Annotated in this window: 10 protein-coding genes; 4 read left to right on the top strand and 6 right to left on the bottom strand. The window is 53.9% G+C overall.

Going from position 1 to position 14504, the window contains the following annotated elements:
• The first annotated feature begins 109 nt into the window (after positions 1-109).
• Entirely contained in the window at positions 110-526 is a 417-nt protein-coding gene (gene gspG, locus AAGF34_RS20530) for a type II secretion system major pseudopilin GspG (protein ID WP_342617563.1), read from the top strand.
• Positions 527-583: 57 nt separating this feature from the next.
• Here gspG and AAGF34_RS20525 read toward each other — a convergent pair whose 3' ends face one another.
• The 5 genes from AAGF34_RS20525 to AAGF34_RS20505 all read right to left on the bottom strand — a co-directional run bounded on the left by AAGF34_RS20525 (position 584) and on the right by AAGF34_RS20505 (position 10346).
• Positions 584-862 carry a c-type cytochrome gene (locus AAGF34_RS20525; RefSeq protein ID WP_342621146.1) on the bottom strand — a complete coding sequence of 93 codons (279 nt, stop codon included), beginning with the start codon at positions 860-862 and terminating at the stop codon, positions 584-586.
• A gap of 88 nt (positions 863-950) precedes the next feature.
• Entirely contained in the window at positions 951-1715 is a 765-nt protein-coding gene (locus AAGF34_RS20520; RefSeq protein WP_342617562.1) for a hypothetical protein, read from the bottom strand.
• 10 nt (positions 1716-1725) lie between these two features.
• A complete protein-coding gene (locus AAGF34_RS20515) occupies positions 1726-2094 on the bottom strand; it encodes a hypothetical protein (RefSeq protein ID WP_342617561.1) in 369 nt (122 codons plus the stop codon).
• 232 nt (positions 2095-2326) lie between these two features.
• Entirely contained in the window at positions 2327-3118 is a 792-nt protein-coding gene (locus AAGF34_RS20510; RefSeq protein WP_342617560.1) for a hypothetical protein, read from the bottom strand.
• Positions 3119-3125: 7 nt separating this feature from the next.
• On the bottom strand, positions 3126-10346 hold the full coding sequence (locus AAGF34_RS20505) for an FG-GAP-like repeat-containing protein (protein WP_342617559.1): 7221 nt from the start codon (positions 10344-10346) through the stop codon (positions 3126-3128).
• Between the two features lie 1156 nt (positions 10347-11502).
• Here AAGF34_RS20505 and AAGF34_RS20500 point away from each other — a divergent pair.
• From AAGF34_RS20500 to AAGF34_RS20490, 3 genes are all read left to right on the top strand, one after another.
• Complete coding sequence (locus tag AAGF34_RS20500; protein WP_342617558.1) at positions 11503-11898, top strand: hypothetical protein; 396 nt, start codon at positions 11503-11505, stop codon at positions 11896-11898.
• Positions 11899-12588 (top strand): hypothetical protein, encoded by a 690-nt coding sequence (locus tag AAGF34_RS20495; RefSeq protein WP_342617557.1) that lies wholly within the window; start codon positions 11899-11901, stop codon positions 12586-12588.
• Positions 12589-12749: 161 nt separating this feature from the next.
• Positions 12750-13661 carry a hypothetical protein gene (locus tag AAGF34_RS20490; protein ID WP_342617556.1) on the top strand — a complete coding sequence of 304 codons (912 nt, stop codon included), beginning with the start codon at positions 12750-12752 and terminating at the stop codon, positions 13659-13661.
• Between the two features lie 113 nt (positions 13662-13774).
• On the opposite strand, the gene AAGF34_RS20485 is transcribed toward AAGF34_RS20490, so the two are convergent.
• The gene (locus AAGF34_RS20485; protein ID WP_342617555.1) at positions 13775-14293 is read right to left on the bottom strand and encodes a helix-turn-helix transcriptional regulator; all 519 of its coding nucleotides are present in this window, start codon (positions 14291-14293) and stop codon (positions 13775-13777) included.
• Positions 14294-14504 lie beyond the last annotated feature (211 nt).

Here is a 14504-nt window from a genome sequence, read left to right as displayed (position 1 = left end):
TTCCTGCGACACTAAAAGAATGAAACTTTTGCGTACACGGCCTTTGCACATTCAGAGGCAGCACACCATCTCCAACACCGTTGACACAAAGCCTCACGCTATTCGAGTTTTGAGAAAAACCCCAAAGGTTGCGGGATTCACTTTGCTCGAATTGCTGGTGGTCATGGTGATCATCGGGCTGCTGGCAGCGTATGTGGGGCCACGGTATTTTGCGCAACTGGGTAAGTCCGAGCAGGGTGCCGCCAAAGCACAGATTGAGGCGCTGGCCAAGGCGCTGGACACCTTCCGGCTGGATACCGGGCATTACCCATCGAACAATGTGGGGTTGAACGCGCTCACTGTGAAACCAGCCAACGAGACCAAATGGCAAGGACCCTATTTGCAGAAAGACGTGCCGCTCGATCCATGGGGTCGTGCGTATATTTATTCCCTCAAAGATACCGGTGCGGATTTTGATCTCAAGTCGCTGGGCAAGGATGGCCAAGTCGGTGGTGAGGGTGACAACGCGGACGTGTCGTACAGGTAAAGGCACAGGCAGGGCCACGAGCGCTGGCTTAGGTAAATTCGAGGCGATTTGCCGCCACTACTTCAGGCCAAGCACCCAGCCAACAAGTGTCTTTGCTTCCTCGGCGCTGACCTGTGGATTGGCGGGCATGGCGTAAACACCCCAGACACCTGCGCCACCTTGCATGACCTTGGCAGTCAAGCGATCTTTGGCTTCTTTGTCACCTCGATACTTTGCGGCTACATCTTTGAATGCGGGGCCTACCAGCTTTTTTTCTACGGTATGGCAGGATAGGCAATTTTTGGTCTGCGCTAGTTCAGTTTGCGCCAGCGCAGATTGACCCAATGCCAGACACATCAATAGCGCAGTGGATAGCTGAAGAGTGAATTTATTCATTGATTTACTCATTGCCAAGATTGTTCCAATCGGCTGAAGCAACACACTCTCAATTGCTCACTTCAGCGGTGTTCGTTGCGCTAACCGGTGCCTTCATCAAGGTGCGGTACGACGGAACTGCTGCAAATGCGTCCTGTGGTTTGCTGAAGCCAATCGCCTTGCGGGAGGCATCCTGCAGTTGAACCGCCCACTCCTTTACTCGATTAAGGACGGCTGCCTTTGCGGGATCAGCTTCCACTGCTGCAGACGTCCAATTCGCATCTGAAGAATCTGGAAGACCCAACATTCGAATCGGTAATGCGATTGCAATCGCAAAAAGTCTTCCGCTAGAGGCCGATTGCGTGGATCGCACAATGAAATTTTCGGCTCCTTTTGACCCGGTGGGTCCAGCCTTGACATCAATTGTCATGCAGTTATCGTCTTGACCTTGCGCCTTGTTAACGGCTGCCAGATGAACTCCTGCGCATGGATTGCCAGTCCAATAGTCATTTGGTCCACCACTTGATAGGTTTACTGTCATATCCATGCCGACATAAGCGTTGGTCTGCGGATCAACCAATTCAAACAGTGAAACCCATCCCAGATTGACCGACGTCGCTTCGCCGCGAGCTGAACTCGTACTGGACTCAGATTTGAAGAGCCGCCAATTGCCCGCTCCCTGATAGATGGAGTAGCCACCCACCGTGAAATCTGGTTTAACTTCAGCTCCAACAGACATTTCCACGGGCTTACCGCTAGCGAAAATATCTGTCGCATGAACAGCGGAAGACAGTAGCAAAAAGGCGGATGCAAGGTATATTTTCTTCAAAGTCATAGTTACTAGCTCAATTGTTTAAAACTCTCGAATGGCGGTGTGCCGACTCTAGCCTCACACCAAAACTAAACAAGTTGTCCCAACTCAAAACACTTGCCCCAGCAATTAGTACCCCCAGACCACTCGCTGGCGTCGAATTCGGGTCAGTAATAGGTGCTGATGCTGTTGTACCAACACCATTGGAACTTCCCGAGCTACCGCTTCCAATTGAATGTCCATGCTCGATTAGGTTGTAATGTGAGCTACCGTCTGAATTTTCATGGCTCCAAGCGTCATATCCCGTCGGATCAAAAAATTTCAGCGAATTGTTATACACAAAGCTATAGCGGTTAAAGCTGCGCAGATCATACGGATAGGTCACATGCGAATCCGCGCTCATGCATCGACTTACCAACGGGCCATACACCCGCCCATTCACGCTAACGCCACGCCCTGACACCCTTTTCCGTACCAATTCCCGTTTTGCCCATGCGCAGCGCGGCTTTGCAGGCTTTTTGCCCATGGCAACATCCGTTATCGCGCCAATTATTCTTAGACGCACTTATTTACCCGCACACGTAGGCGCATCGAAGTCCATCTGCACCATCCATATCAGCGTTCTGCACAACAAACTATCCAATGCAGGGTTTAAAATCTACACCTTTTGCGCCAACGGCCTGCAAAGCCCGGCGCAACGCTGCGGAAGCAACCACCATTCGGAAACTTTTCCCACCGCTACCGAAATACTGCTTGGACTTGAAGATAGGATAGTCAACTTTTGTCGCAGGCAGGGGGTAGGGGCCTCGCGTAATGGGCAAATATTTTTCTGAGCCGCATACATCGCATCGCGTCTTACCCCAACGTTCATCCATATCCAATTCCACCAAATGGGGTATGTCAAGTTGCACTACCGAGTCCACAACAGCTCCTGTATCAACCAAGACTACGGGCTTGCAACCCACATCCAACGGCTGAAATACGTCTCGCCATAAGTCTGGTCGAACAAAGTATTCGTCGTATACCCAGTGAAGTTGAAGTATTGATTTGCTACCCCATGTGGGAGCCTTCTTTATTCGAAAGAGTTCTATCTGCACCTTGCGATTTTTACATCGTTCGCAAAAGCTTTTCGGATCGTACGTATTGCTTAAATACCCAAAATCATCGGAAGGCTCCGGGTATCCATAGTGCCAAGTCGGAACCACACCAAAGTACTCAGCCAACCTCAATTCGCGTTCAGAAAACTTTGTTGTCGCCATATCTACAGCTTCAAACTGCAATGCAAGTTCAGAAACCTTGGACCATCGGATGTCGTCTTCTGCAATTTTGAAACTTGTGAATCCGGTTTTTAGAGCAATACCAGCCGCAAGGAATGCAGTTTGCTTGGCCTCGTCGGAGAATAAAGAAATGCTATGGATGATTTTCACAATGAGATTATTTTAATCCAAGAGCTCGCAAGATAGCGGGGTAACCTTCATATATCTGTCTGGCAGTGTCCTGTATCTTATCTACCGTGGCATTGAGAGTGCCCTCGCCATACGAGATTGCAGCGCGCCAAGCGTTTGTAAACTCTTGATGTTCCTCTTTAGTTGCTACGACACTTAACATTTCGCGCGGCTTCTCTCCGAGGGTATCAGCAAACCGCTTTTCATAGAGGTGGTGTCTTTCATCGCCAGCCTCCAGTGCAGCCTTCTTTAAAACTCTATATTCCTGGACGCCTAATTCGCTGGCTTTTTCCAGTTCACCAAAACCTTTATTAACCTCCTTAATTCCTTGCAGAATACCTTCGACTTCTTTTTCCAATTTTATGGAACCAATTATGCCAATCTTGATATCAAACCCAGGCATACCCGGATAATCTACTATCTTTTGTATCAAATCTTTCAGGTCGGCAGGCAGAGCACTATAGATAGTTCCATACGGGTCTTGCATTGCCGAACCAGTTTGGGCCTCAGGCACTAGTTTTGCAAATGTATTTACTATGTTCAGTTTATTGGGATCAGCAGGAGCGGAGACGACCTTGGAATTCCCTTTGCCCCAGATGCCTTGACCATGCGCAGTTGGGTTGTAGCTCGTGGTTCCATTGGGATTCTCATGAGCCCAAGCGTCCAGTCCCGTCGGATCGGTGAACACCAATGGATTGTTCAACACATAGCTATACCGATTGAAACTCTGGAGATCATAGGGATAGGTCACATGCGGGTCCGCACTCATGAACCTCCCCACCAACGGGTCATACACCCGCCCGTTCATGTGCACCACACCCACCTCATCAAAATGCTCATGCTCGGTGTAGCCGCGCTTTGTAGCTACTGCCACCAGCCGGTCCAGACTATCTGGAGTTCCCGGCAAAGTGTTGATATTGCGCCGCTTGCCCCAAGGGTCATAAGCAAGTCGCTCTGTTACTGCACCGGTTTCATCGGCGACAACGGAGATGGAGCCCAGATGGTCATGCAACAAATAGTTCGTGGACGTCGCTGTCAGGCCGTTAAGTGTTCCCGTGCGACTGGTAAAGAGCGCAAAGGCCTGGCCGTCTGCCGTGATGTAGTGGCGGTTTTCAACAGTTCCATTGGCGCGGATCTCTTTTTCATAAGCGAGGTCCAAACCGCTTTCACCATTGAGATACCAGGTGTTGCCTGCAAAGTAGCTACTCGTTCCGTTGCCCGAGAGCACCAGGTTGGACTTGATGCGTTGGTGCTCCGGTCCGTACACAAAGGTGAGCGTGCGGTCCGAGAAATTGTAGGAACTCGGTGGCATCGACACCGTGCTGGTGATGATGCAAGTATTGTTGTTTAGTTGCCCAGTGCTGCATGTGTAGACCGGTTGCGCAGCGGGGTAAGTGGTAACCGTGCAATTTGTGTTAGTGGCATCGACATTCTGACCCGCAGCGCAGGAGTAGGTATAGAAGGCAACGTAGGCCGACTTGTAGCTCGTGACGTAGCAGGTCGTGCCGGAGAGGGAGCCACCTGAGGGACAGGAATAGCTGACGTAGGTGGCTACCCAAGTAACGTTATCATTATGACCACCGGACATAAAGCCACATTGAAGACCATTTTCGTCTGTTAGCATCCACGTCCCTGGGCTTGGACACACCGTAGTAGCGGTAGCCACATACGTGGTCGTTATTGAGCAACTAGTTGAACCTGTAGGAGGGGAATATCCCGCTGGGCAAGCGTAATTGGGTGTTGCCGTAACTGGACCGACGATTGACACCGTAGGGCAAGTCGAACCAGACTGCGTTGGACCGTTGGCACTGCACTTATAGCCCACTTTTGTGGCCGGAATGGTCGAAGTCGTTGTCAGCGTGCACTGGCCAGTGGTGGCGTCGAGCGTGTAACCTGGCAGAAGGCAGTAATTGTTAGTGACCAGGTTGCTATAGGTAAATCCCGCAGGCATATTAAAGCTGGTGTAACTCTCATAACGCACGAACTGCCTGTGGTTGACTGCGTCGTTGGTCACCGTATAGGTCAAGTTGCCGTTGCCCAGCGTCGTGCCTCCAACAGTTTGCGCGCCCGCATTGGCATCGTCAAAGGCATAGCTCAAAGCCTGTGTGCCCGTGAGAGAAACAGTGGCCCCTGGATTGGTCTCCAGGGTGACGTTGGTCATGCGGTTGGGGCGGGCGCCGTCATACCAGTAACGGCCCACATCGCTGCGATAAGCAATGTTGCCTCGGGTGTCATACATCACCTGCGTGGTCGTGGGTGGACTCACGCTTCCTCCAAGGATCGTGGAGAGAGTCAGGCGGTTCAGACTGTCGTAGCTGAAGCTCTCCTGGGTACCCACACCGGGGGCGTTGTCATTGCGAGTGGTGAGGTTGCCCAAAGCGTCATAGGAGTAGCTTTGGTTCATCACGTTGCCACTGGCCTGGCCGTCGGTGGTGGCGACTTGGGCGCTCAGGCGCTGCGTATCAGGCGTATAGGACTTGACATGGGTGACTTTGCCACCGAGTTTGTACTGGGTGACGTGGCCTGCGGCGTCCATGGCCTGGACCTGGTAGCTGGTGGTCTGGGTAAAGCCGTTGGTGCCGCCGCCATTGACGGCCAGCAAATAGCCCAGAGGGGTGTAGCTGTAGGTGGCCTGGTAACCGGTGGGCCAGGTCTTTACGCTCACGCGGCCTGCGGAATCATAGGTTTGGCTGAGGGTCGCAGGAGAGGCAACACTATCCAGAACGATTGCCGTGCTGGACACACGCCCCACTGCGTCAAAGGTGACTTTGCGGTTGTAGCCGTTGTCGGTCTTGGCTTCGCACAGCTTGCCAACGGATTTGATGCAGGCAGTGCCATCGAACTTGGTGTCATAGCTCCACTGGCTATTGAGGTCCGGCTCCAGACGCTGGGTCATCCGGCCCAAAACGTCATAGGACATCGTAGTGGTCTGGTTCAGGCTGTCACGCTGACTGACCAGCTCGCCAAAGGCGTTGTAGCTGTAGGTCCAGCTCCCCATGGCCGGGTCCTGCATGGCGATCTTGCGACCGCGCAGGTCGTATTGCATGGCAGTGACCGACTGGGACGCATTGGTGGACAGCAAGTTGCCCCAAGCATCGTAGGAGTACGTAACCTGACTCCACTGCGCATCTGTAACACTGGCAACCCGACCTTGCGCGTTAAGGGTGGTGGTCTTGGTCTGACCGGCTGCGTTCTGTACGGTCGTTGACAAGCCGTTGTAGGTGGTCGTGGTGGTTGCCACCCCACCGGTCGCTACGCTATCTGGATGGCTTTCAGAAGTCGTACGCCCCAGTGCGTCATAGGTATAGCTGGTCCAAACCGGAGTGCCACCAGCGAGGTCGTACAGATTGGATTGCTGAGAGATTCGACCCAGCGTGTCGTACTGGGTGTCTTGCACCAAAGTGGGGGCAGCGCCTGCGCCATCAAACCCTTGGGTCTGCACGCGCACGACGTGGTTCAGCGCATCAAAGAACTGGCGCTTCTCAGGGCTGCTGACCGTGGTGCTGGTGGTGGGTACGCCGCCCGCGCCGGGAGTGCCAGCACCATAGCTCTGCTCAATGACGTACCACTTCGGCACGGCGCCTGCAACTGATATAGGGCAGTCGTTGGCACATGCCTTGTAGCTCCAAGTGGTAGAAGTGCCATCTGCCCGCACCTCTTGGGTCTTCCGGCCAAATGTGTCGTAGCTCCAACCGGTAGTCAGCCCATTGGGGCCGGTGAGGCTGGTGGGCGTACCGAAGCGATAGTCATAGACGCGGCTCTCAGACTGCAACAAAGCGTTGGTGCTGGATACGGGGAAGTAACCGTCAGCGCCAAAGCTGTTAGTACTGGTTCTTGGGGTTGCCGCACTGGTGATGGTTGGCGCTGTGGCACCTGCACATGCCGCAGCGCTGGTGCTGCTGCGATTACCAAAACTGTCATACAGGTACGTAGTCTGCAGGCAGTAGTTCGGAGTGCCTGGCTCCTGGGTCTCCTGATAGACCAGCCCCCGAGCGTCGTAGGTATATTGATTGGTACGGGTGATGTTCCCGGAGGGGGCCGCACTGAGCACACTGGTTTGCTGCAATCTTGGGGCAATCCAGTTGGTGGTATCCGCGGCAGTAAAGACGTTGGTCGTGGTCTTGCTCAGGCCATCATCGGTTCCCACCACGACCTGGGTGGGGTCTCCGAACTGGGTGGGTTGTCCATAGGTATAGCTGCTGGTGGTTACCGGCAACACGGCTCCGTTGAGGTCCCAGGCGGATTCCACCGTACTGGCCACATAGGGGAAATAGCTGTTTCCAGCTGCCACTGCACACGACGCCGCTGTGCGGGGAATCTGGCAACCAGGGGTAACCGTCGTGCGCTTGATAACCCCGGCGTTGCCAGCGTATAACAGACGCGTTTCGCTCAGCGAAGGCATTCCAACATACGGCCAGTCCTGGTGGTATTCCGTGTAATGGTCAATCCCGGTTTCGTGGTCATGGCTCTTGACCCAGCGAAAACCCAGCATGCCCCGACCATTGGCCTGATCTGCTTTGAGGCCACCATAGGTGTAATTGGCAGTAGTCGTGCCTCCAATATCGTTGCTACTGGTAGCTGAGCTCACCACATAGAAGGGAGCCACCACATCAACAAGTGGATAGCCTGCTGCATTGCCTGCGGTGTCCTTGGTATAGACACTTCCGGATGGTTGCGAGGTCAACGGGCTGTAAGTTGCCGTGGTGATGGCTCCCAGGCTGGACGTAACCGACGCAACAAAGTTGCCTGTCACGGCACGGTTATTGGTCGCGGCCACCACGTTGGTGCCATCGAATCCGATCACATCGGGCAGTCCATCGCCATTGAGATCGACCACAAAGCGCGGATTGACGGTGTTGTTAACCCAATTGCCTGCACTTGTTCCGAAGTTCCCTACCCATGGCACAGGCTGATTGAAGCCCGCTCCATTGTTGGTGGAGACGACGACACCAGTGGCGGAGAAGCCCACAATGTCGGGCAACCCGTCACCATTGACGTCTATGAGGTAGCGGGGTGCTACGTCGTTATCAGCATAGCCTTGGGATAGGCTGAATTGACCACCAAGCCACAACGCAGGTGCGGCGAATCCTGCGCCGGTGTTGATGGAGACCATGACTCCATCGGGCGTAAAACTAACAATGTCGGGAAGGCCGTCACCATTGACGTCCACAAGGTAGCGCAACGTGTAATACGTGCTGAGTGGGAAATAGACCGGGTTGTTGTTGTGGGTGACGGTTCCACCGTCGCAGTACGGCGTGGGCGAATTCGGATCATTGGTTACCAATGTTCCGCCACTCGGGCAACTGTAGTTCACCGCTGAGTAGCTAGGACTAAAACAGGTTGTCCCGGACGCGGTTTGTCCTGGAGCACAGGCATAGTTCGCACTGCCAGCCACTGGTATGGAAAAGCCACCGCCCGTGTTCAAGGCTACAGTAACTGCCCCGTTGGCAAATCCCACAATGTCCGGCAAGCCGTCTCCATTGATGTCCACAAGGAACCTTGGGGCCGTTAGGTTATTGCCCCACCCCTGGGACGTTCCGAATTGGCCGGTAATCCAATGGGTTGGAGCATTGAAGCCGTTTCCATTGTTAATAGCCACATTCGGCCCGCTGGCATCAAACCCCACGATGTCGGGAAGGCCATCCCCATTGACATCAATTAGCTGACGGGGATTGACCGAGTTGTCGGCAAAACCTTGATTCGGGCCAAACTGATTGGCAAGCACAAGCTGCGGAGCGGCAAAGGTGCCGTTTCCGTTGTTTAGTGACACGTACACGCCATTGGCATGGAAGCCCACAATATCGGGCAGGCCGTCTGCGTTCACATCCACCAGAAATCTGGGAGCCGTGTTGTTGTCCGCATATCCTTGCGCCACACTGAACTGGTTGCTTAAGGCATAACTAGGCGTATTGAAGGTGTTGTTGCCCGCGTTGATAGCAACATACACACCCTGGGGACCAAAACCTACGATATCGGGCAGGCCATCCCCGTTTACATCCACCAGCATGCGCGGATAGAGATTGTTGTCGGTCCAGGTTCCCGTGCCGTACTGGCTGCTTAGCCACGTGTTCACCGCAGCAAAGCCGTCCGTGCCTGCACCGCCCCAGGCGAGGGACACAGGACTTTGGCAAACTCCGGCCACATCGCACTCCGTGATGCTGGCAAGCTTGCTCTTGTCCAAGGCAGTACTCTGCGCACCATAGGCCAGTCGGTACTCTTTGACCAAGGACGCACCCACGTAGGTGCGAATGGCATTTACCCGCTTGGTAGACTTGAACACGGCCCCTGCCGAATAGCCCGCGATAGCGTCCAGTCTGCTTGTGTCGGTGAAGAACTGAACGGAAGCACTGGTTGCAAGCACTGGGCTGCTCGTAGCATTGCCCGTGTAGTCAATGCGGGCAGGGTAATAGGTGCCGTTGACGGTGTCCTCATCGTAAGTTGCGGTCAGGTAGTTGCCAGCGAGGTCCGTGATCTTGTTCTGCGCCCAGGCGCGTGCGGTCCCAGATGTCCAGGTTGCACTGGGGTTGAACTTCACCGCTTCGATGCGCGAATCGGCTGTGTTGCCATACTCCATGGTCAAGCCACTCTTGGTCTTGACGATGAAGTACGCAGGACCTGATCCGGCAGAGCCATTGGCTACGATTTTGCTGAAACTATCGATCTCGGTGCGGTACTCGCTGCCTGAGGCCCCATAGGCACCGGTACCTGGCACCAGCATGAGCCTTTGTCCATCCAGGCAGAACTTGTCATTGGTATCAAAGTTCACCCCACCGCCAGTAACACCGTCCTGCGCACGGGTGGCAGCACACCTGGTAATCGAGGACAGTCCCGACAATGCCCAGCCAACGCCAAGCATGCCATTGCCGCCTTGGCTGTTGTAAGTCAGAGCCAGTTTGGGTGCCATGTTGGCAACACCCGGTGGCAACTTCAAGGGAACCTGGTAGCTGGCAGCTCCGCTTTGCGATACACCAAACGCGACTGGCGTATCGATCAACCCAGGAGACGCATTGGTGATTTGTGCGCTGGCAAGTGAAGCAAACCCAAAGGTTGCACAAAAGCTTAACGTTGTGACCAATCCGTGGACAATGAGTCCGTGACCATAACGCTGCAAATGGCTACGCAGAAATTGGCTAAAACGTGCGCCAATCGTTGAGCCCATATGGACACCGTCTGCGCTCTGCTCTGACTTGACCTGCTTACTCTGCACCATGGATACGCTTCCCTAGTTTTTTTAATTTCGCGACATCTCTCAAAATTCAGAACGCATCAATCCCTCACGCAATCAAGCGTGAAAAATTGCGGCAGCACCTACTACGTGTAGGAATGCCTGCGTACGAAATTCAAAGTTGGTATTTGTCCAACCGTCCCTCACCAACTCACGGTTGAACGAGAATTTCTTAGTGTTTTTGTGGGTAGAGAAATGCTACTACAAAAAGTTACAACTTTTTTGACGGTGTAGTTTTTCGGTATCTACCACATACAGACGAACCTATGAAATGAAGAACATATTTCCCACCTATGCGCACAGTGCGAACACTGCGGGCGCCCTGGGAAACAACTAGTCATGACCATGATTTTGATGATGGTCATTGGCTATTTTTGCCTGCAAAACCAACCGTCAAGAACTACACCTTTTCCTAGTGGGCACAAGTTGTGCTCGTCGCCCCCCCACGACACACGGGCGTTGCATCTGCTGCCCATCTTGATAGGTTCAATTGGCAAAGCGCCTTCGACCCAAAAGCCTTTCGCCGAGCACCGGTCGCTAACCAATTCACGAAAACATTGGTAACTGGAAACAGACATCGCAAACGAGTTTTACTGATCCAAGCAGGCTGTACGCCGCGTTTCCATGATTGCAAGCATTTTTGTGCTGACATCGGTATGGACGGTGTTTCGATGGACGCGCTGAGCGCTTTCAAGTCTTCCAAAGATGCTTGTTTTATCGAGCTTTTTGCACTGTTTTCGTAAATAAATTGGAACCATATTGCTAAATTAGCATAATTTACAGCAGTTAAATTCCAAATTTCTAGCTCAATTTGGTATAATCAACTCACTCGCCAACCATCTTGAAAACCGGAATTTCCAAGACTTTGGTGACCGACGTCGGAGTGCTCTTGACCGGCGTGCGGCGGACGAATGACGAAGAGGCCATGTATCCAAACCGATGCAGCTTCTGCGCACATTTGCCCGGATAGTTTTTCTCCCCTCCCCTTGACCTTGTAGCTGCTGCTCACTGCAGTACTGCTTCTGCGTGCCCGTGCCTGTTTGCACCGGCGTCATTGCTCTCGTGATGACACCGGGGCGCAGCCGTGCCCGAAAGGTACGAGGAACACCCACCACGACCGACGACTACGAAGGAGTTCCCCATGTACGACGGAATGAACGACGACGAACCCAAAGCACCGGCCCACCTTACGGCATCCGACAGCGGCACTCCATTGCCACAGCAGCACAACCAACTTCCAAACGCACCACTGTTCCAGCTGGGCCAAGTTGTTGCAACACCAGGTGCACTGGCTGCGCTTGAGGAATACGAAGTCGCACCCATCACGCTGCTCAACCGGCATCGGTACGGCGACTGGGGCGATCTGGATGCAGAGGATCGCAACGCAAATAACGCAGCGCTGGTACACGGCAGCCGCATTCTTTCGGCGTACTTGTTGAAGCGCAACGATGCAGGCAAAGCAGTTACGCAAAGGATCTGGATCATCACGGAAGCAGATCGTTCTTCAACCTGCCTCCTGCTCCCCGAGGAGTACTGAATGAGCGCTTCCGTTGTTCATAAGTACGTGGCATGCATTCGTGCGGAAACGGATGTGCAATACGCCATGCGTGGTAGACGCCGCACCCGATATGACGATTTCCATATTCAGCAATCGGAACTCGATGGAGCCTGTGGATTGGTCACAGTCCTGCAGTGCGCCATGGCACTTGGTGGCATTCGACGCAAGGAAGTGGAAGAAATCGCCAGTGCCAAGTCCGGCCCCTTGCGGGCACTGTGGACACTGGCACGACGCGACTACTTCACCGGCACCACTGAACAGGAGCTTGAGCGTATGGTGGCGGTCTTCTCTCCCATGTTGACATGCAAGGTTGTGAAGTCCAGTCGGCGGGACACACTGGGCCGCGAAATCGTTCGTGCCATTGACGCTGGCCATATTCCAATCCTGGGGCTGCATTCGCGTACGTTCCGGCACTGGACGTTGATCGTGGGCTATGAGCGGTATGCCAACAAGACACGTCCCTTGGCGCTGTTGTCACTCGACGCTAGTGACTCGCGGCCCCATTGGGGCGTGTTCTACAACGCACGCTGCGCCATGACTCCCAGTGCTTTTGCTGGCAAGAGTCGAAAGCCAAAGAAGTATTGCCTGAGATACGCCAGCACCGATGGTGAAACGCACCTGGTTCGGTTGCAAGGGCTGGTGATAGTCAAACGCGGCCAACCACCGTAAAGAGGTCCGATCGGCAAAGTCCACCAGACCTCCTGCCATTGCACCGCTGCAAACGGCAAGCACCACTGCGTGCTTGCCGGGGCTTTTTCACGCCCATGTTTTTTGTCTCCTGTCCCATTTTCCTTTTTCCCCCTTCTTCCTTCACCCAATGAGGTACCACCATGTTTGAAGAAACCAAGTCTTCCCCAATTAGCACAACTGAATTCCTTGCTTCCAACTCTGGCCGCATGAATCCTGCAAAACTCAAGCACCAGAAGGACTCCACCACAACCGCTTACGCAAAGGACGTGCAGCAGTTCGTGAACTACGGGGGAACAATCCCAAGCAGCCCGGAAGACGTTATTGGCTATATCAGGCTGCTTGAACGCCGTGTTGCGCCAGCAACGGCAGTCAGACGGCTAATGGCCATCCAGGACGAACACTTGAAGAGGGGTTTGAACTCCCCCACTGCCGATCCCCGTGTTCGCGCCGCCATGCGATTCCTGGCAAAGGGACTTCCTCCGCACAACTTACTGGACGGTGATGCCAAGACACCGGTACAGAAACGGCCTGAAGGGAAACGCGGTGCGGCACCCATCACGCGACCATTGATGTTGCGCATGCTCGATGCCATGGGAACAGGCCGGCGCAGCCTGGACCGACGTGATACGGCCTTACTCTTGCTAGGCTTTATTGGCGGACTCAAGCGCGGTGCCATCTGCGCACTCAATCTGGAAGACGTTTCGTTTTCCGAAGATGCCATGCTGCTGCGCATGGGCTCGGGCAGGGATTCAGAAGACAAAGAATCGCGCCGAACCATTGCCATTCCTTTCACCCGCGGTCCCCTTTGTGCAGCAACTGCTGTACAGGTTTGGATTGCTCACAATGCGCTGGAAGGTTGCACCGGCCCATTGTTCCCCCGATTTACGCGCTCGGGAGAGCCGCTACTCACAGACCGACTGGATGCAGCGTATGTCTCTCAGGTGGTCAAGCGCAGGCTAAAGGATGCCGGAATCGAGGACGTGTCCAGATTCAGTGGCGAGAGTCTTCGGCTGGGTCACGCGCAAGAAACCAATGTTCGGCGTCGATCTTGATGGCAGTCAAACGCGGTCAACGCACGGTGAAGTGCTGTCTCGACTGTTTCCGTGACCACAAACCATTCTGAGCACACACGGTCCCGGCAGGACACATGTGCATCGGAACTGCTTTAACGCGCTCCAGCGTTCTTGCCGGTGGCTCCGTAGAGCGTGTTTGCAGCCGCTTCGTCCAAGTCGGGATCGAACAAGACACGCACATCGACGTTCAGTTCATCTGCAATGCGTTGGATGTTCTTAAGCGCTGGGTTGCGAATGGTGCGCTCCAGCCCACTGATGTACGTCCTGTCGATTTCACAGAGGTCTGCCAATTGCTCCTGGGTCAACTCCCGCGATATGCGCACCAAACGCATATTGCGTGCGAAAAGCTCAATGAGCCGCCTGTCGCCTTCACGCTTTTCCTTGACTCTGCGGCGTCCAGAATTTCGCGACTTTTTGACGGAAGAAAGTGGGCTCGAAACTTCAGGGGTGGCGAGGGACTGGTTATCGGCTGGAATCGGCGGCACAGAGGGCATGCCGCTGATAATTCCGCTATGCAGATTAAAAGACCACGGAATATAAGTATCAAATTGATATGCTATAGCCGTTGGAAGGGAGGACAGTTCATACCCCCTATGCGATGCACTGCCCATTTAATTCATATGAATTTCTCCAACTTCAGCGCCTTTATGGCGCTTTTTAAGGAACCATGATGCGACTTATAAGCAACATTCATCAAAACCAGTTTCTCTGGCGGCTACGCTCTACTACGGTGCTGGTGGCATCCATAACGACACTGGCTTTCACTGCCAGCTTCACCGGAACTGCGTATGCCCAAACCATTTCCCTGGGCAAGTTCTTCAC

Source organism: Rhodoferax sp. GW822-FHT02A01 (assembly GCF_038784515.1).
In the GTDB taxonomy this organism is placed as follows: domain Bacteria; phylum Pseudomonadota; class Gammaproteobacteria; order Burkholderiales; family Burkholderiaceae_C; genus Allorhodoferax.
The sequence above is the reverse complement of the archived record's forward strand: the minus strand, read 5'-3'. Positions and strand labels throughout refer to the sequence as shown.

Coding starts and splice junctions, on each gene's coding strand:
- AAGF34_RS20525 (WP_342621146.1), bottom strand. CDS start 862: ATGTGTCTGGCATTGGGTCAATCTGCGCTGGCGCAAACTGAACTAGCG.
- AAGF34_RS20520 (WP_342617562.1), bottom strand. CDS start 1,715: ATGACTTTGAAGAAAATATACCTTGCATCCGCCTTTTTGCTACTGTCT.
- AAGF34_RS20515 (WP_342617561.1), bottom strand. CDS start 2,094: ATGAGCGCGGATTCGCATGTGACCTATCCGTATGATCTGCGCAGCTTT.
- AAGF34_RS20505 (WP_342617559.1), bottom strand. CDS start 10,346: ATGGTGCAGAGTAAGCAGGTCAAGTCAGAGCAGAGCGCAGACGGTGTC.
- AAGF34_RS20500 (WP_342617558.1), top strand. CDS start 11,503: ATGTACGACGGAATGAACGACGACGAACCCAAAGCACCGGCCCACCTT.
- AAGF34_RS20495 (WP_342617557.1), top strand. CDS start 11,899: ATGAGCGCTTCCGTTGTTCATAAGTACGTGGCATGCATTCGTGCGGAA.
- AAGF34_RS20490 (WP_342617556.1), top strand. CDS start 12,750: ATGTTTGAAGAAACCAAGTCTTCCCCAATTAGCACAACTGAATTCCTT.
- AAGF34_RS20485 (WP_342617555.1), bottom strand. CDS start 14,293: ATGGGCAGTGCATCGCATAGGGGGTATGAACTGTCCTCCCTTCCAACG.